General features: G+C 67.0%; 24 protein-coding genes. 8 read left to right on the forward strand and 16 right to left on the reverse strand.

The genetic code is table 11. From position 1 onward, the window contains the following. Positions 1-45: 45 nt before the first annotated feature. The 4 genes from ACJ7Z0_RS08140 to ACJ7Z0_RS08155 all read right to left on the reverse strand — a co-directional run bounded on the left by ACJ7Z0_RS08140 (position 46) and on the right by ACJ7Z0_RS08155 (position 3366). Positions 46-426, reverse strand: a complete 381-nt coding sequence (locus tag ACJ7Z0_RS08140; protein ID WP_369655322.1) for a response regulator transcription factor — start codon at positions 424-426, stop codon at positions 46-48. Between the two features lie 186 nt (positions 427-612). Next, a complete protein-coding gene (gene gshA / locus ACJ7Z0_RS08145; protein WP_434789430.1) occupies positions 613-2169 on the reverse strand; it encodes a glutamate--cysteine ligase in 1557 nt (518 codons plus the stop codon). 169 nt (positions 2170-2338) lie between these two features. Then, positions 2339-2650 (reverse strand): putative quinol monooxygenase, encoded by a 312-nt coding sequence (locus ACJ7Z0_RS08150; RefSeq protein ID WP_434789431.1) that lies wholly within the window; start codon positions 2648-2650, stop codon positions 2339-2341. 50 nt (positions 2651-2700) lie between these two features. Next, on the reverse strand, positions 2701-3366 hold the full coding sequence (locus ACJ7Z0_RS08155) for an alpha/beta hydrolase (RefSeq protein WP_093016059.1): 666 nt from the start codon (positions 3364-3366) through the stop codon (positions 2701-2703). Positions 3367-3476: 110 nt separating this feature from the next. Between ACJ7Z0_RS08155 and ACJ7Z0_RS08160 the strand changes: the two genes are divergently transcribed. Beyond that, positions 3477-3944 (forward strand): Fur family transcriptional regulator, encoded by a 468-nt coding sequence (locus ACJ7Z0_RS08160; protein ID WP_434789432.1) that lies wholly within the window; start codon positions 3477-3479, stop codon positions 3942-3944. A 10-nt stretch (positions 3945-3954) separates the two neighbouring features. Here ACJ7Z0_RS08160 and zigA read toward each other — a convergent pair whose 3' ends face one another. Continuing rightward, the gene (zigA, locus tag ACJ7Z0_RS08165; RefSeq protein ID WP_434789433.1) at positions 3955-5148 is read right to left on the reverse strand and encodes a zinc metallochaperone GTPase ZigA; all 1194 of its coding nucleotides are present in this window, start codon (positions 5146-5148) and stop codon (positions 3955-3957) included. Between the two features lie 115 nt (positions 5149-5263). Between zigA and ACJ7Z0_RS08170 the strand changes: the two genes are divergently transcribed. Continuing rightward, positions 5264-5920, forward strand: a complete 657-nt coding sequence (locus tag ACJ7Z0_RS08170; protein ID WP_434789434.1) for a glutathione S-transferase — start codon at positions 5264-5266, stop codon at positions 5918-5920. Here ACJ7Z0_RS08170 and ACJ7Z0_RS08175 read toward each other — a convergent pair whose 3' ends face one another. From ACJ7Z0_RS08175 to ACJ7Z0_RS08185, 3 genes are all read right to left on the reverse strand, one after another. Then, positions 5921-6718: an enoyl-CoA hydratase/isomerase family protein gene (locus ACJ7Z0_RS08175; protein ID WP_431129511.1), complete on the reverse strand. Its 798-nt coding sequence runs from the start codon at positions 6716-6718 to the stop codon at positions 5921-5923. It abuts the gene before it with no gap. A 61-nt stretch (positions 6719-6779) separates the two neighbouring features. Continuing rightward, entirely contained in the window at positions 6780-7214 is a 435-nt protein-coding gene (locus tag ACJ7Z0_RS08180; protein ID WP_434789435.1) for a hypothetical protein, read from the reverse strand. 52 nt (positions 7215-7266) lie between these two features. Further along, positions 7267-7539, reverse strand: a complete 273-nt coding sequence (locus tag ACJ7Z0_RS08185) for a DUF2164 domain-containing protein (RefSeq protein WP_093016042.1) — start codon at positions 7537-7539, stop codon at positions 7267-7269. 110 nt (positions 7540-7649) lie between these two features. Between ACJ7Z0_RS08185 and ACJ7Z0_RS08190 the strand changes: the two genes are divergently transcribed. Beyond that, positions 7650-8837, forward strand: a complete 1188-nt coding sequence (locus ACJ7Z0_RS08190; protein WP_434789436.1) for a lactonase family protein — start codon at positions 7650-7652, stop codon at positions 8835-8837. A 41-nt stretch (positions 8838-8878) separates the two neighbouring features. Further along, positions 8879-9082 carry a hypothetical protein gene (locus ACJ7Z0_RS08195; protein ID WP_431129499.1) on the forward strand — a complete coding sequence of 68 codons (204 nt, stop codon included), beginning with the start codon at positions 8879-8881 and terminating at the stop codon, positions 9080-9082. A 40-nt stretch (positions 9083-9122) separates the two neighbouring features. Here ACJ7Z0_RS08195 and ACJ7Z0_RS08200 read toward each other — a convergent pair whose 3' ends face one another. Continuing rightward, positions 9123-10034, reverse strand: a complete 912-nt coding sequence (locus ACJ7Z0_RS08200) for a DUF808 domain-containing protein (protein ID WP_434789437.1) — start codon at positions 10032-10034, stop codon at positions 9123-9125. Positions 10035-10126: 92 nt separating this feature from the next. Continuing rightward, positions 10127-10645, reverse strand: a complete 519-nt coding sequence (locus ACJ7Z0_RS08205; protein WP_093016032.1) for a GNAT family N-acetyltransferase — start codon at positions 10643-10645, stop codon at positions 10127-10129. A gap of 94 nt (positions 10646-10739) precedes the next feature. Here ACJ7Z0_RS08205 and ACJ7Z0_RS08210 point away from each other — a divergent pair, with 94 nt between their 5' ends. From ACJ7Z0_RS08210 to ACJ7Z0_RS08220, 3 genes are read left to right on the forward strand one after another with little or no spacing between them, the layout of a single operon-like run. Next, a complete protein-coding gene (locus ACJ7Z0_RS08210; RefSeq protein ID WP_015866429.1) occupies positions 10740-10889 on the forward strand; it encodes a hypothetical protein in 150 nt (49 codons plus the stop codon). Further along, positions 10886-11194, forward strand: coding sequence for a VF530 family protein (locus ACJ7Z0_RS08215; protein WP_434789438.1), 309 nt, complete (start codon positions 10886-10888; stop codon positions 11192-11194). Before ACJ7Z0_RS08210 ends, ACJ7Z0_RS08215 begins: the two co-directional genes overlap by 4 nt. Continuing rightward, positions 11191-11472 (forward strand): 2Fe-2S iron-sulfur cluster-binding protein, encoded by a 282-nt coding sequence (locus tag ACJ7Z0_RS08220; RefSeq protein ID WP_431129488.1) that lies wholly within the window; start codon positions 11191-11193, stop codon positions 11470-11472. The genes ACJ7Z0_RS08215 and ACJ7Z0_RS08220 overlap by 4 nt, the downstream gene beginning before the upstream one ends. Positions 11473-11496: 24 nt before the next feature. Here ACJ7Z0_RS08220 and ACJ7Z0_RS08225 read toward each other — a convergent pair whose 3' ends face one another. Further along, a complete protein-coding gene (locus ACJ7Z0_RS08225; protein ID WP_434789439.1) occupies positions 11497-12777 on the reverse strand; it encodes an MFS transporter in 1281 nt (426 codons plus the stop codon). Positions 12778-12844: 67 nt separating this feature from the next. Between ACJ7Z0_RS08225 and ACJ7Z0_RS08230 the strand changes: the two genes are divergently transcribed. Continuing rightward, entirely contained in the window at positions 12845-13516 is a 672-nt protein-coding gene (locus tag ACJ7Z0_RS08230) for an RluA family pseudouridine synthase (RefSeq protein ID WP_434789440.1), read from the forward strand. On the opposite strand, the gene ACJ7Z0_RS08235 is transcribed toward ACJ7Z0_RS08230, so the two are convergent. The 5 genes from ACJ7Z0_RS08235 to egtB all read right to left on the reverse strand — a co-directional run bounded on the left by ACJ7Z0_RS08235 (position 13503) and on the right by egtB (position 17811). Continuing rightward, positions 13503-13943: a universal stress protein gene (locus ACJ7Z0_RS08235; protein ID WP_055799091.1), complete on the reverse strand. Its 441-nt coding sequence runs from the start codon at positions 13941-13943 to the stop codon at positions 13503-13505. The two genes, ACJ7Z0_RS08230 and ACJ7Z0_RS08235, sit on opposite strands and share 14 nt — an antisense overlap. Before the next feature lie 107 nt (positions 13944-14050). Beyond that, positions 14051-14800: a 2OG-Fe dioxygenase family protein gene (locus tag ACJ7Z0_RS08240; RefSeq protein WP_434789441.1), complete on the reverse strand. Its 750-nt coding sequence runs from the start codon at positions 14798-14800 to the stop codon at positions 14051-14053. Then, complete coding sequence (locus ACJ7Z0_RS08245; RefSeq protein ID WP_431129479.1) at positions 14797-15081, reverse strand: DUF427 domain-containing protein; 285 nt, start codon at positions 15079-15081, stop codon at positions 14797-14799. Before ACJ7Z0_RS08245 ends, ACJ7Z0_RS08240 begins: the two co-directional genes overlap by 4 nt. Positions 15082-15549: 468 nt before the next feature. After that, a complete protein-coding gene (egtD, locus tag ACJ7Z0_RS08250; RefSeq protein ID WP_434789442.1) occupies positions 15550-16557 on the reverse strand; it encodes an L-histidine N(alpha)-methyltransferase in 1008 nt (335 codons plus the stop codon). Between the two features lie 3 nt (positions 16558-16560). After that, positions 16561-17811: an ergothioneine biosynthesis protein EgtB gene (gene egtB, locus ACJ7Z0_RS08255; protein ID WP_434789443.1), complete on the reverse strand. Its 1251-nt coding sequence runs from the start codon at positions 17809-17811 to the stop codon at positions 16561-16563. Positions 17812-17870 lie beyond the last annotated feature (59 nt).

A 17870-nucleotide genomic window follows, 5' to 3' on the forward strand; every position in this document is an offset into this window, starting at 1 on the left:
TTTTACCTCAGAAAAGCAGGCCGACCCTGCCGGCCGGCCGCCAGCTCAGTCGCGCGCGTGACGCAGGGTTTCGCAATAGGCGACCAGCTGGTCGAGTTCGGCCGACTTGTCGAAGAAGGCATCGGCGCCCAGTTGCTCGGAACGTTGGCGCATGTCGGCCGTGGCGTAGTTGCTCAGCACCACCACTTTCTGCTTCGCCTTGCGGTTGCGGCAGGCCTTGATTACGCCAAGGCCGTTGCCGCGCTCCAGGAACAGGTCGACGATGGTCAGGTCCCAGTCGTCGCGATGCTGGCGCAGCCAGCGCACTGCCTCTTCCTCGCTGCTGGCGCAGGCCACCACGTCGGCGTCGGCCACGTCGTGAAGGAAACCGACGAGGTTTTCACGGATGAGGGCACTGTCCTCGACAAGATAGGCCTTGAAAGTCATACCGGGATTTCCGGCCAAACCGCGGGCCGGAACAAAAAACTGGAGCTTGCGGGATGCATGCTCCCATGGTCGCCACCGTGGCGGCGCCCGCAGTGGGTCATGCCGGCCAATGCCTGTAGGCCATCGGCCCCCGCCGCTGTCGTCAGGCGGGCTGTGTGACGGTGAGACGCGTAGGACAGGGACGGTTCAGGCCGCGACGGCCATCCGGCCGCGGCCGAGCCCCAGGCGTGCCGGCGACACGTATTGCTCGCGGTAGATCTCGAACGGCATGGTGTCCGCGGCCTCGATGCGCTTCTGCTCCTGGATCGATTCCTCGGTCATGTGCTCGAACGCGGCCTGCTGCTCGGCCGAGAACGGCAGCGCCAGCAGCGTGGCGCGCGTCTGCTCGGACTGGGCCCGCACGAAGCCGATGAAGGAGTTGCCGTGCCGCTCCTCGACGGCAGCCAGCACGCGCGCCGAGGGCAGGCTGTCCGGGTTCTGCAGGGCGGAAAGCGCTGCGCGCACCGCGTCGGCATGCTGCGTGCCGCCATTGGCAGCGTCAAGCGCCGCGGCGATGGGCAGGCATTGCTCGACCAGCTCCACGCCCCAGTCGGTCAGCGAAACGTTGCGCCCGCCGCGCAGCAGCTGCAGGCCCGGCTCGCGTCCGCGTGCGGCGGTGAGGTGCTGGTTGTGGGCCAGTTCGGCAATTTCCTGGGGCGTGTCGGCCGGGCTGTCGCTCAGAAGGCACTGCAGCAGGAACACGTCGAGGAAGCGCATCGTCTGCGCGTTGATGCCCACCGGCTCGAAGGGGTCGAGGTCCATCAGCCGCACCTCGACGTACTCGACACCGCGCTCGCGCAGCGCATGCAGCGGACGCTCGCCGGGGTTGATCACGCGCTTGGGCCGGATGGTGCCGTAGAACTCGTTCTCGATCTGCAGCAGGCTGGTGCCCAGCTGGTTGTAGTCGCCGCCGAGGTTCTGGATGCCGATGGCCTCGTAGGCAGGCCAAGGCCGCGTGAGCGCGTCCTGCAGCGAGGCGGCGTAGCCTTCGAGGCTGTTGTAGCTCACGGCCAGCGAGGCTTGCGCGTCGCTCTGGTAGCCGAGCCGGCCCATGCGCAGCGAGGTGCCGTGCGGCATGTACATGCTGCCGTCGCCCAGCGCCTGGAGCTCGTGCGGACGGCCCGCGACAAAGCTCGAACACAGCGCCGGCGAAGCGCCGAACAGGTACAGCAGCAGGAAGGCATGCCGGCGGAAGTTGCGGATGAGCGCGAAATATTGTTCGCTCGACACGCCGGGCAGCGACCAGTTGTAGTGAATGCCCGAGATGGTCTGCATGCGCCGCCCGTAGCGGTGGCTCAGGCCCATGCGGTAGACGCTCTTGGCGCGCCCGACGTTCGACGAGCCGTAGCGCCCGATCGGAATGGTTTCGTCGGTCGGCAGGCCGCAGGGCATGCTCGACACCCAGAGCCGCTCGTCGCCGAGCGAATCGAGCACGCGGTAGGTGAACTGGTGCACGCGGGTCAGTTCCTCGAGCGCCGACTCGACACCCGCATGCACGCCCGTGATGAGCTCCAGCTGCGACTCGCTGAAGTCGGTGGTGATGTGCGGATGGGTCAGCGCGGACCCGAGGGCGATCGGGTGGGGCGTGAGCGCAAGCTTGCCGTCCGGGAGCGCGCGCAGGCTTTCCTTCTCGATGCCGCGCCGCATTCCCTTCAACCGCGTGGTCGAGAGTGCACCCAACCTCTCTTGCAATCTGCTGCTCATATTGTTATGACCCGTCATTCTCTGAGGGGCTGGAAGGTAGCACGGCCGCGCGGGCATTGCTGGTGCAGGGAATCCCGACTTTCGCTATGCTCCGCGGCGCTACGGTTTTGATAGCAGCATTCATGGGCTCATGGAATTTCGGCACCGGCCTGGATTCGATCCGCGAACCTCAGTCGCGCCCTTCTCCAAGATCGATCTCGTTGCACTCGTAGACGAAGATCTGCGGCATGCCATCGGCCATGGCGGCCAGTGCCTTCGCGAACGCGCGCGAGGCCTCGACGCCGAAATGCGCCTTCAGCGCCGCCATGTCGCTCCACCGCTCCACGAAGGTGAGCCGCAGCGGCTGCTGCACGTTGGTGGTGACCTCGTGCGAGATGCAGCCGGGTTCGGTGCGCGAACGCAGCACATGCTCCACGCTGATGGCCAGCATCGCGTGCAGGGTTTCTGCCTTGGCCATGGCGTGTCCGATGACGAGGATCATGGTGTCGTCTCCTGCTTTGTGGCGTATGCGTGAAGGTGCCGAAAAAAGCGTCAGGAAGCCAGAACGCGCAGAAGAAACCGGTTCAGGTCGGCAATTTCCTCCATGCAGACCGAATGCGCCATCGTGTACTCGTGCCACTCGACGGGATGACCGAGCGCGATGAGCGCGTCGCGCGACTGCAGCGCCCTTTGGAGCGGCACCACCGGGTCTTGCCGGCCGTGGGCCAGAAAGACCGGTGTCTCGTGGTTGGCCGCGTGCCGCTCGGCTGCGGTGGTGGCCGCAATGGGCAGATAGCCCGAGAGCCCGACGATGCCCGCCAGCCGCTCGGTGTGGCGCAGGCCGGTCATCAGCGCCATGGCGCAGCCTTGCGAAAACCCCGCCACCACGATGCGGCCGGCCGCGATGCCGCGGGCCTTCTCGTTGGCGATGAGCGTCTCGATGGTGGCCTGCGAACGGCGCAGGCCCGCCTCATCCTCGCGCGCGGCCAGGTCGGCCACGGCAATGTCGTACCAGGCGGGCATCTGGTAGCCGCCGTTGATGGTGACGGGGATGACCGGGGCATTGGGGAACACGAAGCGCACCGGGCCCACGCTCGACAGGTCGAGTTCGTTGGCAATCGGCACGAAGTCGTTTCCATCGGCGCCCAGGCCGTGCATCACGATCACCGTGGCGGTGGGATGGGGAGCGGTTTCGATTTCGATCGGGGAGCGGGACATGGTTCGGAAGAAGGTATTCAGAAACGCGAAAAACCAGACCTTAGCGCATTCGGGCCGGCCGGGGCGCGGTCTCACGGAATGCAACACAATGGCGGTACCGCGAAGAACCCATGAGCCTGCACCCGAAGCCCCCTCCCGCCGCCAAGGCGCCCGACAGCGAAACCCTGCTGCGCCAGAGGGGCCTGCGCGTGACGCGCGCCGCGCAAACAGTGCTGGAACTGCTCGCGCGCGCCTCGCAGCCGCTCACGCACGACGACGTGGTTGCCGCCTACACCGCCGCCACCGGCGAGGCGCCCGACCGCGTGACCATCTACCGCGTGCTCGACCGCCTGGTCGAAGCGGGCCTGTGCGACCGCCGCGTGGGCGCGGACCGCGTCAACCGCTTTTCGCGCCACGTGGAAGCCGCTTCGGGCAACATCTTCGAATGCGACCAGTGCCACAAGGTGCTGGCCCTGCCCTCCGACCCCGAGCTGCCCAAGGTGATGAGCCGCCTGGGCCGGGAACTGCGCAAGCAAGGCATCGACACCCGCCACACCGCGCTCACGCTGCACGGCACCTGCGGGGAATGCAGGGGCTGAAGCCCAGGAGCTACGCGTTCCAGGACGGAAAAGGATCGGGGAAGTTCGTCCACCACGAAGCGCCGGAGCGCATTTCGCTCTCTGTCAGCAGGCAGGCGTCGAGCCGCGCACGCAGGCCGGGCTCGTCCATGCCGATGCCGATCAGCACCAGTTCCTGCCGTGCATCGCCGGTGCCCGGGTCCCAGTTCTTGCGAATGGCGTCGAGCGCTTCCTCGTCGGAAGGCCAGTGCTCGCGCGGCACTGCGGCCCACCACAGGCCGGCGACTCCGTGGCGGCAAGCACCTCCGGCCTGCGACCATGAGCCTGCCCGCGTGGCGCGGCTCGCGAGCCAGAAGAATCCCTTGGAACGCACCACGCCTTCCCATTCGCTTTGCACCAGGTCCCAGAAGCGCTGGGGATGGAACGGCAGCCGTGCGCGGTAGACGAAGCTGCCGATGCCGTAGGTCTCGCTCTCGGGCGCATGCTCGCCGCGCAGTTCCGCCAGCCATCCGGGCGCGCGTTCGGCCTGCTCGAAGTCGAACAGGCCCGTGTCGAGCACGCGGTCGAGCGCGACACGGCCGAACTCCGAGGCCTCGATGCGTGCACGCGGGTTGAGGCTGCGCAGGATGGCCATCAGGCGCTCGCGCTCTTCGGCCGTGACGAGGTCGGTCTTGTTGACCACCAGCACGTCGCAGAACTCGACCTGCTCGATCAAGAGGTCGACCACGGTGCGGGTGTCCTCGTCGCCCAGCGACTGGCCGCGCTGGCCCAGGCTGTCGGGCGAGCCGTAGTCGCGCAGGAAGTTGAAGGCATCGACCACGGTGACCATGGTGTCCAGGCGCGCCACGTCGGCAAGGCTCTTGCCGTCTTCGCCCGCGAAGGTGAAGGTCTCGGCCACCGGCAGCGGCTCCGAAATGCCGGTCGATTCGATCACGAGCTGGTCGAAGCGCCCTTCCTTCGCGAGCCGGCCCACTTCGACGAGGAGGTCTTCGCGCAGCGTGCAGCAGATGCAGCCGTTGCTCATCTCGACCAGCTTCTCGTCGGTGCGCGAGAGCTCCGCGCCGCCGCCCCGCACCAGCGCCGCGTCGATGTTGACCTCGCTCATGTCATTGACGATGACCGCCACGCGGCGCCCCTCGCGGTTGTGCAGGATGTGGTTGAGCAGCGTGGTCTTGCCGGCGCCGAGAAAACCGGACAGCACGGTGACGGGAAGGCGGACGGTCATGGGTATGGCCCTATATGCAACAGAATTGCATTATAGGAACCAATGCAACCATGTTGCGTTTGGTGGACGCCGGCTTTTCCACTGCCGTGCCGGTCGGCATAGACTGTTGCGCGCCATGCAACACCCTGCCCTGCCCGTTCTCTACAGCTTTCGCCGCTGCCCCTACGCGATGCGCGCGCGCCTGGCAATGGCCGCGAGCGGCGAGCGCTGCGAGCTGCGTGAAGTGGTGCTGAAGAACAAGCCCGCCGAGATGCTCGCGGCTTCGCCCAAGGGCACGGTGCCGGTGCTTGTGCTGCCCGATGCCACGGTGCTGGAACAAAGTCTGGACATCATGCTGTGGGCACTGCGCCGCGACGATCCGTTGCGCTGGTTGGAACCCGACGCCGCCAAGCTCGACGACATGCTCATGCTCGTGAACGCTTGCGACAACCAGTTCAAGCCGCAGCTCGACCGCTACAAGTACCCGGCGCGATTCGAGGGTTCGTCCGCCGATGCGCGCGAGTTGGGCGTCCGGTTCCTGTTGGACCTGGAGGCGCGGCTCGCCGGCTCCGGGCAGCTATTCGGCGCGCGGGCCTCGTTGGCGGATGCGGCCGTGATGCCCTTCGTGCGGCAGTTCGCAATGGTCGAGCCCGCATGGTTCGAAAGCCAGCCCTGGCCTTCGCTGCGCGCCTGGCTCGCGGGCTGGACCGCTTCGCCGCTGTTCGAGCGTGCGATGTGGAAGTACGCACCGTGGGTCCCGGGCGAAATTGGCGTCGCCTACCCGCCGGCCTGATCAGCCGAAGTTCGGCGCTCGCCGCTCGCGCAGCGAGGCCACGCCCTCGCGCACATCGGCGCCCGCGAAGCCCATGAATTCGAGCGCCAGCGAAGCGTCGAAGGTCGGCCCGGCCTGGCGCAGCCAGTTGTTGAGCGCGTACTTGGTGAAGCGGATCGCGCTCTGGCTGCCGGCCGCGAGCCGGTCCGCCACTTCGTAGGCGCGCGGCAGCAGATCGGCCTCGTCCACCGCGAGCGACACCAGGCCGATGCGCTCGGCCTCTTCGCCGCTCACCGGTTCGCACAGCAAAAGGTGGTATTTGGCCTTGGCCATGCCGCACAAGAGCGGCCAGACAATGGCCGCATGGTCGCCCGCGGCCACGCCCAGGCGCGTGTGGCCGTCGACGATCTTCGCGCCCTTGCTGGCAATGGAGATGTCCGCCAGCAGGCCCGCCACCAGCCCCGCGCCCACGGCCGGGCCATGCATGGCGCTCACGATGGGCTTGTCGCAGTTGATGAGGTTGTAGACGAGGTCGCGTGCTTCTTTCCAGACACGCTGGCGCACCGCGTCGTCGGTGGTCATGTCCTGCACCATGGCCAGGTCGCCGCCACCCGAGAAGCCCAGCCCCTCGCCCCGCAGCACCGCGCAGCGCACCGTGTCGTCGGCCGACACGTCGCGCCATATTTCCGCCAGTTCGCGATGGCCGTCATGGCCCGCCGTGGGCAGCTTGCCGTTGGTCGCGCGCATCTGGATGTCGAGCACCGTATCGCCGATGCCGCGGCGCGTGATGGCAAGGGTCTGGTAGCGGGCGTAGTCCATGGCGTGTCTCCACCTCGCAATGCGTGCGAGGATTTTCTTTTTTCGTCGAAAGACGGGACGCCTATTTTCGCGCGGCAATCTCGCGGCAGCGCTGCACATTGGCCTCGAAGCGCGGCGCCAGCCCGGGCTCGCACCCGTCGCCCGAAGGATTCAGCTTGCACATGCCGACCACCACATAGTCCATCACCGCCTCGGTACACATCGGGTACTTCGCGAGGTCGGGATTGGCCTGCGCCTTGAAGCCCCAGCGCTCGGAAAACTGCACCGTGCGCGCCATCGCACCGTGGAAGAAGCTGCGGTCCTTCGCGGCAATGGCTGCTTCCATGCGAGGCAGCTCCTCGTTCAGGTAGCCGACGGAGTCCAGCGGGAAGTCCGAGGGCGCCTGCTGCGCACTGGCGATGGATGCGGCCACCATGAGAAGCGGCAAGGCGACGAAGGTGCGCAGCCGCGAGGACGACGAAGGCGCGAAACGGTTGGGCGTGCGGTGTGATTGCATGGCTTGGGATTTTGCAACGTCTGGAAGCATCTTTTCGTGGCGGGCGCCACGCCTACCTGCCTTTTTTCGGCCGGTCGAACTTGCGCCAGTACTGGAATTCGTCCTCGTGCACTTCGAGATCGACTTCCGAAATGCGCGACTGGAGGCGCTCCTGCACGTCGGCCACGGCCTTGTTGTAGACGATGGGGCCGACCTCTTCAAGAAAGAAACCGAGCAGCGCGCCGGCCGCGATGTTGCCGATCTTCTCTTCCATGTTCTCGTTGAAGTAGCGCTCGATCGAGGCGATGGCCTGCTGGCGTGCTTCCTTGGATATTTCGATGGTCATGAGGGCTGCTCTTCGATTCCTGGAAATTGGGTCAATCCATTGTGCCGCTACCATGCGCTGCGGCCGCGCGCGGCCCGCAGCACAAAGACCTACAACACGGAGACCGCTTCATGAAATTCCATCCGGCCGCACTGGCCGCCCTGGCCCTGGCCGCTCTCGCCGGCTGCACCAACCTGACCCCCACCGTGCCGCAGCGCCAGCTGATGCTGGTGGCGAACGACGAAAAGCAGTCGTGGAGCGACGCCGGTGCCGTGATCCTCGGTCCGATGGGCCGCGACACGGTGCAGGTGCTCGACATCGGCACCGACCCGCTCGCACCGAAGCTCGTGGGCACGCTGCAGCTCGACAACACCATTGCCGGCCCGCCGACCAACCTCGCGATCACGCCGGGCGAAACGCTGGCGCTGGTGGCCAACTCGCTCAACGTGGTGGAAGAGAACGGCGTGCGCAAGCAGGTGCCCGACAACCGGCTCTTCGTGATCGACCTGACCACCACGCCGCCCAAGCTGATCGACACGCTCACCGTGGGCAAGCAGCCTTCGGGCCTGTCGATCAACCGCGCGGGCGACCTCGCACTGGTGGCGAATCGCGCCGACAACTCGGTCAGCGTGCTGCGCATCGCGGGCAAGAAGGTGACGCTGATCGACACCGTGGCCATGAACGATTCGGTGGCACACGTGCGCTTCACGCCCGACGGCAAGCGCGCGCTCGCAGCCAAGTTCCCGACCCACAAGATCGCGCTGCTCGAGGTGAACGGCGAGAAGGTGAGCTACAACAAGGTGGACCTTGCGGCCGGCCTCTGGCCCTACAACGTCGACGTGACGCCGGACGGCAAGCTCGCGCTCACGGCAGACAACGGCAACTCGGGCGCGTCGGACGGGCAGATCGACACGGTGAGCGTGATCGATCTGGAGGCCACGCCGCCGCGCGTGGTCGACAAGGTGGTAGTGGGCGACGGCCCCGAAGGCCTGGCCGTGAGCCCGACCGGCCGGCATGCGGTGGCCGTGCTCCTGCGCGGCAGCAACGCGGCGAAGAACGCCTACTTCTACAACCGCAACGGCTCGGTGGTGCTGCTCAAGATCGACGGCAAGAAGGTGACGCGCGCCAACGAAGTGGTGGTGCGTGGCCTGCCTGAAGGCGCCGTGTGGAGTGCGGACGGCAAGTACCTGTACGTGGGCAACTTCATCGACCAGGACATCACGATCCTGCGCGTGGACGGCGACACGCTGGTGCCGACGGGCAAGTCGTTTCCGCTGCAGGGGCATCCGGCCGCGATGCGCGGGACAATGTCGCACTGACCGAATAGACGCTCGACGCAAACTGACCTGAACGCAACGCCATGGCGCAACCCAAACGACAACTCCGCACGATCGAACGCGGCATTCTCTGCCTGGCGATCGGCGCCGCCGTTCTGCTGGCGCCGCGCTTCCTGCAAGGCACGCGCTGGTTCGACATGGTGGCCGGTGCCTACGTGGTCGGCTGGTTCGCGCTGGCGCTGGGCGTGGCGCTGGTGGCGGTCGGCCTCTTTCAGCGCGGCAAATAGCGCGGGCAAGCGCGGCCCACGGCCCGCGGGTCGCAAGCGCTCAGGCGGCCTTCTTGCCGCGCAGCTTGCCCACGAGTTCCACGCCCGCCAGCACGATGGCGCCCGCCACAATGCCGATGCCGGCGTTCACCCCCATCGAGCCGAGCGCGCCGAACACGCCGCCCGTGGCCTTGGCCCAGTCTTCGACCGCGTGGCCGAATGCGGGCACGCCGTGCACCAGGATGCCGCCGCCGACCAGGAACATGGCCGCGGTGCCCGCAACCGACAGCCCCTTCATGAGCCATGGCGCCGCAGCGAGAATGCCACGCCCCAAAGCCTGCGCGGCCTTGCTGGCTTGCTGGCTCAGGTACAGGCCCGCGTCGTCGAGCTTCACGATGCCGGCGACCAGGCCGTAGACGCCGACGGTCATGATCAGCGCAATGCCAGCGAGCACCGCGAACTGCGTGGTGAACGGCTGACCCTGCACGGTGCCCAGCGTGATGGCGATGATTTCGGCCGAGAGGATGAAGTCGGTGCGCACTGCGCCCTTGATCTTGTCCTTCTCGACCGCCACCACGTCGACGGTCTCGTCGGCCACGGCGCGCTCGTGGCGCGCGGTGTCGGCCTCGTGCTCCTTCTTGTGCAGGAACTTGTGCGCGAGTTTTTCGAAGCCTTCGAAGCAGAGAAAGGCGCCGCCGATCATGAGCAGAGGCGTCACCAGCCAGGGCAGCCAGGTGCCGATGGCCAGCGCCGCCGGAACCAGGATGGCCTTGTTGATGAACGAGCCCTTGCACACCGCCCAGACCACCGGCAGTTCGCGGTCGGCCTTGACGCCCGACACCTGCTGCGCATTGAGCGCAAGGTCGTCGCCCAGCACGCCGGCCGTCTTCTTGGCGGCGAGCTTGGTAAGGATCGAGACGTCGTCCAGGACGGTCGCGATGTCGTCGAGCAGCAGAAGCAGGCTGGTGGCCATGGCAAGAATCGGTATGAAAAAGAACCGGCGAGCTTAGCCGCAAGCGCCGCCCGCGCCGGCAATACCCGTACGCGGTGGGCGCGTCGTTGGCGTCAGGCGACGCTGCGCTTGAGGCGGATCTCTTCGACCCGCACGGTGCCCAGCGCGGTGGTCTTGGCGGTCTTCATTTCGCGCTTGAAGCCGGCCAGCTCGTGGAAGCGCATGGCGCGGTCGTTGCGAATGGGCACCCACACGGTGACCGTGGTGCAGCCCTCTTCCTCGAGGCCTTCGCGCGCGGCGTCCCAGAGGGCGACGCCGATGCCCTTGCCCCAGTGCTCGGGCTTGACGTAGATGGCCCAGATCTCGCCCGTGGTGGACGGCGTCTTGGGGTCGCGCGAGCGGTCGAAGCCGACAAAGCCGACGATTTCGCCGTCCAGCACCGCGACTTGCACCTGCGGCTCGCTGAACTCGATGGCTTCGCGCCACTTGGCTTCACGCGAGGCGGGAGCCAGCAAGCGCAGCTCTTCTTCGGGCAGGATGCCTTCGTAGGCGGCCTTGGCGGCCAGGGCATGGACTTCGGCGACGGCCTTGGCGTCGCGCATGGTGGCGGGGCGAACTTCGTAATCTGACATGGATGCGGGGAAATCAAATGGAACCGCGTATTGTCGCCGCACCGCTAAACTTCCCATTACATACGCCGCATACGCAGCATCAAAAGGAGTCGATATGGCAAAAGGTCAACAACGCGCGAACAAGGAAGCCAAGAAACCGAAGAAGGACACCTCGCCGCCCAAGCCGGTAGGCACCGGCGGCATCGAACCCGTCCGCACGATCACCACGGCGGTGATTCCGCGCGGCAAGCTCAAGAACAAGTGACCGATGAGGCACCAGCGGGGCCTGTGCCGCCACCGGCGCCCGCCAAGCCGGCCCAGCCTCGCAACCCGCTGCACGGGCTCACGCTGGAGGCCATCGTGACGGCGCTGGCCGACTACTACGGCTGGGAGCGGCTCGGCGAGCTGGTTCCCATCCGCTGCTTCGCGATCGACCCGAGCGTGGGCTCCAGCCTCAAGTTCCTGCGCAAGACGCCCTGGGCGCGCGAGAAGGTCGAGAGCCTCTATCTCTTCATGCTGCGCGAACAGCGCCGCGAGCAGCAACAACAGCAGCAGCCGCCACAGCGATGAGGGTTCGACTCGAACCGTCGGGCCTCGGTTTCGAGGCCGAGGCCGGCACCACGCTTTTGAAATCGGCCGAGGCGGCCGGCATCGAGATGCCGAGCTCCTGCCGCAACGGCACCTGCCGCACCTGCATCTGCCAACTGGTGTCGGGCGCCATCCGCCATGTCATCGAATGGCCCGGACTGAGCGCCGAGGAAAAGGCCGAGGGCTGGATCCTTCCCTGCGTGGCCGAGGCGCAAGGCGACCTCACGATCGATGCGCCCCAGGCGTTTTCGGTGTTCTGAAAAAGGCCGCTGCGCCGCTTCGCGCTATTTGATGGCCGCCGCCGGCATTGCCACCACCAGCCGATCGCGCTGCGCCAGCGACGGGAACAGCTTGAACCAGCCCAGCGCCACCATCATGGTGCCCACGCCGCCGACCACCACCGAGCCCACCGGCCCCAGAAGCGCCGCGGTGGCACCCGATTCGAACTCGCCCAGCTGGTTGCTGGCGCCGATGAAGATCGAATTGACCGCGCTCACGCGGCCGCGCATGGCGTCGGGCGTTTCGAGCTGGACCAGGGTCTGGCGGATCACCACGTTGACCATGTCGGCGCCGCCCGACACCATCAGCGCGATCAGCGAGACGATGAAGCTGCGCGAAATTCCGAACACCACCATGCACAGCCCGAAGAGCCCGACGGCCATCAGCAGCGTGCGGCCGATGTTGCGCTCGATGGGCCGGCGCGTGAGCGCGATCGACATCACCAGCGCCCCCACCGCCGGCGCCCCGCGCAGCAGGCCGAGCCCCCAGGGCCCCGTGTGCAGGATGTCCTTGGCGTAGATCGGCAGCAGCGCCACCGCACCGCCCAGGAGCACCGCGAAAAGATCCAGCGACACGGCGCCGAGCACGGGCTTGCGCCTCCAGATGAAATCGACGCCGGCAAACACGGTGGCCAGCGTGACCGGCTCGCGCGCGGCCGGCGTATGGACATAGCGCAGCCGCAATACAAGGCCGCAGGCCACCGCGAAGCACAGCACGCTGGCGCCGTACACCACCTGCATGCCGGCCACGAAAAGCAGGCCGCCGAGGGCCGGTCCGCCGATGATCGCGCCCTGCATGCCGGCCGAGCTGAAGGCCATTGCGCGCGGCAGCATGATGGGCGACACCAAGAGCGGCGTCAGCGCCTGCTGCGCGGGCATCTGGAAGGCCCGCACAGCGCCCAGCACCAGCGAGAGGCCCAGCAGCAGGCCGCGCGTGTCGAAGCGCTGCACCACCGCGAGCAGCAGCACCAGCGCCACCAGCCCCTGCACCGCAAAGCAGGCCGCCACGATGCGGCCCCGGTGATGGCGGTCGACCACGTGGCCGGCGAGCAGCGCCAGCAACAGCGCGGGAACGAATTGGTAAAGGCCCACGAGCCCGAGGTCCCAGGCACTGCTGGTGAGCTCGTACATGTGCCAGCCGATGGCCACCAGGAGCATCTGCGAGGCCGCGGTGCCGAAGAGGCGCGCCACCCACATCCGCATGAAGGGGCGCTCGCGCGTGAGTTCGGAAAAGCTCGGGGGCGGGGAGGCGGAAGCGGAGGCAGGGGCGGAAGCAGGGCCGGACATTCGTTCGAGGATAGCCGAGGCTCCATGAGCCGCGCATGAGCGTGGGCTCTCTACACTCTCGGCACTCATGCCGGACACCGACGCCATCGACCTCGTCTACCAGGACGCCCATCTGCTCGTGCTGAACAAGCCCGCCGGCCTGCTCTGCGTGCCCGGACGCGGCGAAGACAAGCAGGATTGCCTGAGCGCGCGCGCCATGCGGCAATGGCCCGACGCGCTGATCGTCCACCGGCTCGACATGGCCACCAGCGGACTCGTGCTGATGGCGCGCGGCGCCGCCATGCAGCGTGCCCTCGGCGACGCCTTTGCCAATCGCCTGGTGCACAAGCGCTACCAGGCCATCGTGGATGGCGCGATGCCCGTGCGAGACGAATGGTCGGTCATCGATGCGCCGCTGATGGCCGACTGGCCTCGGCGCCCGCTGCAGAAGGTCGACGCGGCGGGCAAGCCCAGCGTCACGCGCTGGCGGGTATTGCACTCATCGCCGGCAGGCGACCTCGCCGCTGCCACACACGTGCTGCTGGAGCCGCTCACGGGGCGTTCGCATCAATTGCGCGTGCATCTGCTCTCGATCGGCCATCCGATCCTTGGCGATGCGCTCTACGGAAGTGAAGAGGTTCAGGCGCGCGCCCCGCGCCTGCTGCTGCATGCGAGCGAATTGGGCTTCGTGCATCCGGCGACGCAGCAGACCCTTCGATTCGAAAGCCCTCCGGACTTCTCGCTGCTCAGCCGCCCTTGACCACCAGCACGGGCATGGGCGCGTCCTGCAGCACGCGCTGCGTGACGCTGCCGAGCAGCAGCTTCTCGATGCCGCTGCGGCCATGCGAACCCATGACGATCAGGTCGGCCGCGATGGCAATGGCGGTGTCGACGATGCCTTCGTGCACCACGTGGCCGTCGATCACGCGCTGGTCGCTGTGCAGGCCTTCGGCCGCAAGTGCCGCAACGCCGCGCGCCAGGGCCGCATTCGCGCTCGCGGTGGCCGCCGCCAGGTATTCGTTCTGGCCCAGTGCGTAGTCCGCACCCACGCCGATGAAAGGATAGTTGTCGATCACGTGGATCAGCGTGATGCGGCTCCCGAACGCCAGCGCCAGGCCGCTGGCCTTGCTGACCGCGAGCATGGAAGTTTCGGAGCCGTCGATCGGAACCAGGATGTGATTGAACATGGCGGACCTCACTTTTTCGTTCGCGGACAGGCGCGGCTCGCAACCGAACCGTCCCTCGAATTTACCCCCTGCGCGGGGGCCTGACTGTAGGACTCAAGCCAGCGGGCTCAATCCCCCTGGAAACCCTGAGCGCGGCAAGTGACCACAAGGGTATCGCGCCAGCCGGGGGTACCCTCTTCGAGCGGCTGGATGGGCGTGGACTCGTGGATCACGCGCGCATCGTCGAGCAGCAGCAGCGTCCATGGCTCGGTCATGGTGAAGCGCTCGCCGCGCCGCCCATTGGCTTCGAACACACGGGTTTCGCCGCCCTTGACGCCGCTGCGCCCGACCAGCGCCACCGCCACCAGGTCGACACCGTCGCGGTGCGCGCCTTCAGGCGTGGGCCGGCCGATGCCGCCCGCCGTGTCGATGCGGAACTGATGCGCTTCGACGAACCATGGCTGCGCCGCGGCGGCGCGCATGTTGCTGGCCGCTTCGCCCAGGCGTTGCAGCAGGCGCTGCCATGCCGGCTGCGCCACGGTGGCTTCGTGCATGGGCGCAAACCAGCGCTGCATGCCGCCGTGCAGCGCGTTGTATTCGACCGGCTGCCAGTGCGCGCGGTGCGGCACCTGCGCGATTGACTCGCCCTCGACCGTGAAACACGCGTGGCGCCTCGTGCGGTAGCGGCCTCCGTCCTTCAGGTATTCGTCCGGTGGAAGATCGTTCCAGTCGGCGTGCAGCGCCTCGAGCTGCGCGAGCGGCACGCCGAGCCAGTCGCTCACGCCTTGCGGGCTCAGCACCGCATAGCCTTGTTCGCGCAGGGCGGCCGGCAGTTCGGCTGGCTGGATGAACGGCGGTGCGAATGCGGCCGTGGTCACGACGCGCTGACTTTCACGTCTTTCCAGAACGCCACGCGGTCGCGGATTTCCTCGGCTTCGGGCTTCGGGTCGGCGTAGTACCAGGCCGCGTCAGTATGGAGCTCACCGTTGACCAGCAGCGAGTAGTAGCTGGCCGTGCCCTTCCAGTGGCAGGTGGTCTTGTGGTTGCTGAAGGTGACGTGGTCGCGGTTGAGCGAGCTCATCGGGAAATAGTGGTTGCCTTCGACGAGCACGGTGTCGTCGCTTTCGGCGATGGTGACGCCGTTCCAGGTTGCTCTCATGTCTTGCTCTCTCCAAGGGAGGATGCGGGGGCGCTTGGCTGTTTTGCGGCTGCCGCACGGGGAAGGGATATTGTGCCTTCTGCTTTTGGCATGCCTTCTGTCCGGGTGTATGTGGGCTTGTTTTCTTCCCGAGGCCGGGTCTCGCCCCGCTGGGCGACTCACTTTCTTTGCTTCACCGCGGCGCGCAGCGCCGCGGTGGCCTGGTGGCCGAGCGAAGCAAAGGCCCGTTCGGTCTCCAAGCCCCTCTGTATGCGCCGAGGAGCGCAGGGTTTCGCGGATCAGGGCTCGCAGCTGTTTGAGCGAAGCGAGTTCTGCGAGACCCCGCGAAACCCGAGCACCGCAGGTTGCCCCGTAGCAAAGCGAAGGGGTCGCAGACAGTGGGGTCGCCTTTTCTTTGCTTACTTTCTTTTGGCGAAGCAAAAGAAAGTGAGTCGCCCGTCGGGGCGACACCCGGCCTCGGAACCTAAATCAGGCCCCTAACCAATGCACACTAAAAAGCCTCTCCGGATCCGTCCAAACCGCCAAAGGCCGAAACCCCGCCTTCACAGCCAGCGCCCGCAACCCTTCAACGGTGAACTTGTGCGAGTACTCCGTATGAATCGTCTCGCCCTCATCAAAGCCGAATAACTCGCCATTCAATGAAACCGCCTGCGCCCGCCGGCTCACAAGATGCATCTCGATTCGCTGCTTCGGCGCGTTGTAGAACGCCGCGTGCGCAAAGCCGTCGATGTCGAAATCCGTGTCGAGTTCGGCATTCGCGCGCCGCAGCAGGTTGAGGTTGAACGCCGAGGTCACGCCTTGCGCGTCGTTGTACGCCGCATGCAGGCGATCCGGGTCCTTCACCAGATCGACGCCGATCAGGAGTCCTCCGCCGCGCAGCATCCGCGCCGCAAGCTGCAGAAACGCCAGGGCCTCGTCGGGTTCGAAGTTTCCGATCGTCGAGCCGGGAAAAAACCCGACGCGCTTGCCCGCACCGGGCAGTGGCGCGGGCAGTACCAGGGGCATCGTGTAGTCGGCTGCGATCGGCTGCACCGCGAGCCTGGGGTAGTCGGCCTTCAGCCGCTCGGCGGCGGCCTCCAGGTGTTCGCCCGAGATGTCGATGGGCAGGTAGCGCCGGGGCGATTCGAGCGCATCGAGCAGAAGCCGCACCTTGGTGAGCGAGCCGGCGCCGAACTCCACGATTTCCGCGCCGGGACCGATCTGCCCGGCGATCTCCCCCGCGCATTCGCCGAGGATGCGCAGCTCGGTGCGCGTGGGGTAGTACTCGGGCAATTCGCAGATGCGATCGAACAGCTGCGAACCCGCTGCGTCATAAAAATATTTGGGCGAAATCCGGCGCGGCTTGCGCGCAAGGCCGGCTTGCATCTCGCGGCCGAATTCGGAGAGGAGCGGCACGGCCGCGGCGACGGGCGCCGCGGGCTGGCGCTGCGCGGCTGCAGCAAACGAAATGGAGGACGAAGATGTTGGATTGCGCATGATTCAGACGTCTTTCGCGAGCCGCAGCCCCGAGAACTGCCAGCGCGCGGCCGGCGGAAAGAAGTTGCGGTAGCTGGGCCGCGTGTGCCCGGCCGGGGTGGCCACGCTGCCACCGCGCAACACCAGTTGACCCACCATGAACTTGCCGTTGTATTCGGCCGCGATACCGGGCATGGGCCGGAACCCAGGGTATGGGTCATAGGAGGACCGGGTCCACTGCCAGACATGGCCGGCCATCTGCGAGATGCCGGGCGCGTCGAAGGCGGCCTCCCATTCGAACTCGGTCGGCAGCCGCGCGCCGGCCCATTCGGCGTATGCGGCGGCTTCATAGAAGCTGAGTTGCGACACCGGCGCATCGGCTTCCATGGGCCGAACGCCGTGCAGGCCGAACACCTGCCAACCGCCCTGTTGCTGCTGGGCTCCAAGCCGCGGATCGTCCGCCGCGAGCCAGTACGCCGGATGCCGCCAGCCCTGCGCCTGCACGGCAGCCCAGCCATCGGACAGCCAGAGCTCGGGCCGCTGGTAGCCGCCGTCGGCAATGAACTGCGCGTAGTCGCCGCAGTTCACCAGCCTGTCGGCAATGGCATAGGGTTGCAGCAGCGCCGCATGGCGCGGCGTTTCGTTGTCGAAGGCAAAGCCTTGTCCTTCATGGCCCACCTGGACCACGCCGCCAGGCCTTGGCAGCCAGCGCATGGCTGGCGGCAAGGCAGCGAGCCGCAGCGCGGGCCCCGAGGCGGGCTTGTAGGCTGGCAGCAGCGGGTTGCACGACAGCGCATGAAGAATGTCGGTGAGCAGCAGCTCCTGATGCTGCTGTTCGTGATGGAGGCCAAGCGTGACGATGGGCTCGATGGCGGCCCAGTCCTGGTCGCCGATGCCGCCGTCGAGCAGGGCCAGCACCGCCTCGTCGACATGGCTGCGGTAGGCATGCACCTCGTCCACCGAAGGCCGCGTGAGCAGCCCCCGCTGCGGCCGCGGATGGCGCGGGCCGAGCGCCTCGTAGTACGAATTGAAGAGGTACTGAAAACGGGTATCGAAGGCCCGGTAGCCCACGGCATGCGGCTGGAGCAGCACGGTCTCGAAGAACCACGTGGTGTGCGCCAGGTGCCATTTGGTCGGGCTCGCGTCGGGCATCGACTGGATGCACTGGTCTTCGGCGGAGAGCGGCGCGGCGAGTGCCAGGCTGGCGGCGCGCACTTCGCGGAACTTGTCGCGCAGCGCGCTTGCCGCCTGGGTGATCGGCCGGGAAAGCGTCATGGTGTCTCCAGTCGGGTCAACCGCAATTTGTAGCCGATCGGTGTTGCCGCATCACGTAG

It is taken from the genome of Variovorax palleresanus (assembly GCF_051144945.1).
Taxonomy (GTDB): domain Bacteria; phylum Pseudomonadota; class Gammaproteobacteria; order Burkholderiales; family Burkholderiaceae_C; genus Variovorax; species Variovorax paradoxus_S.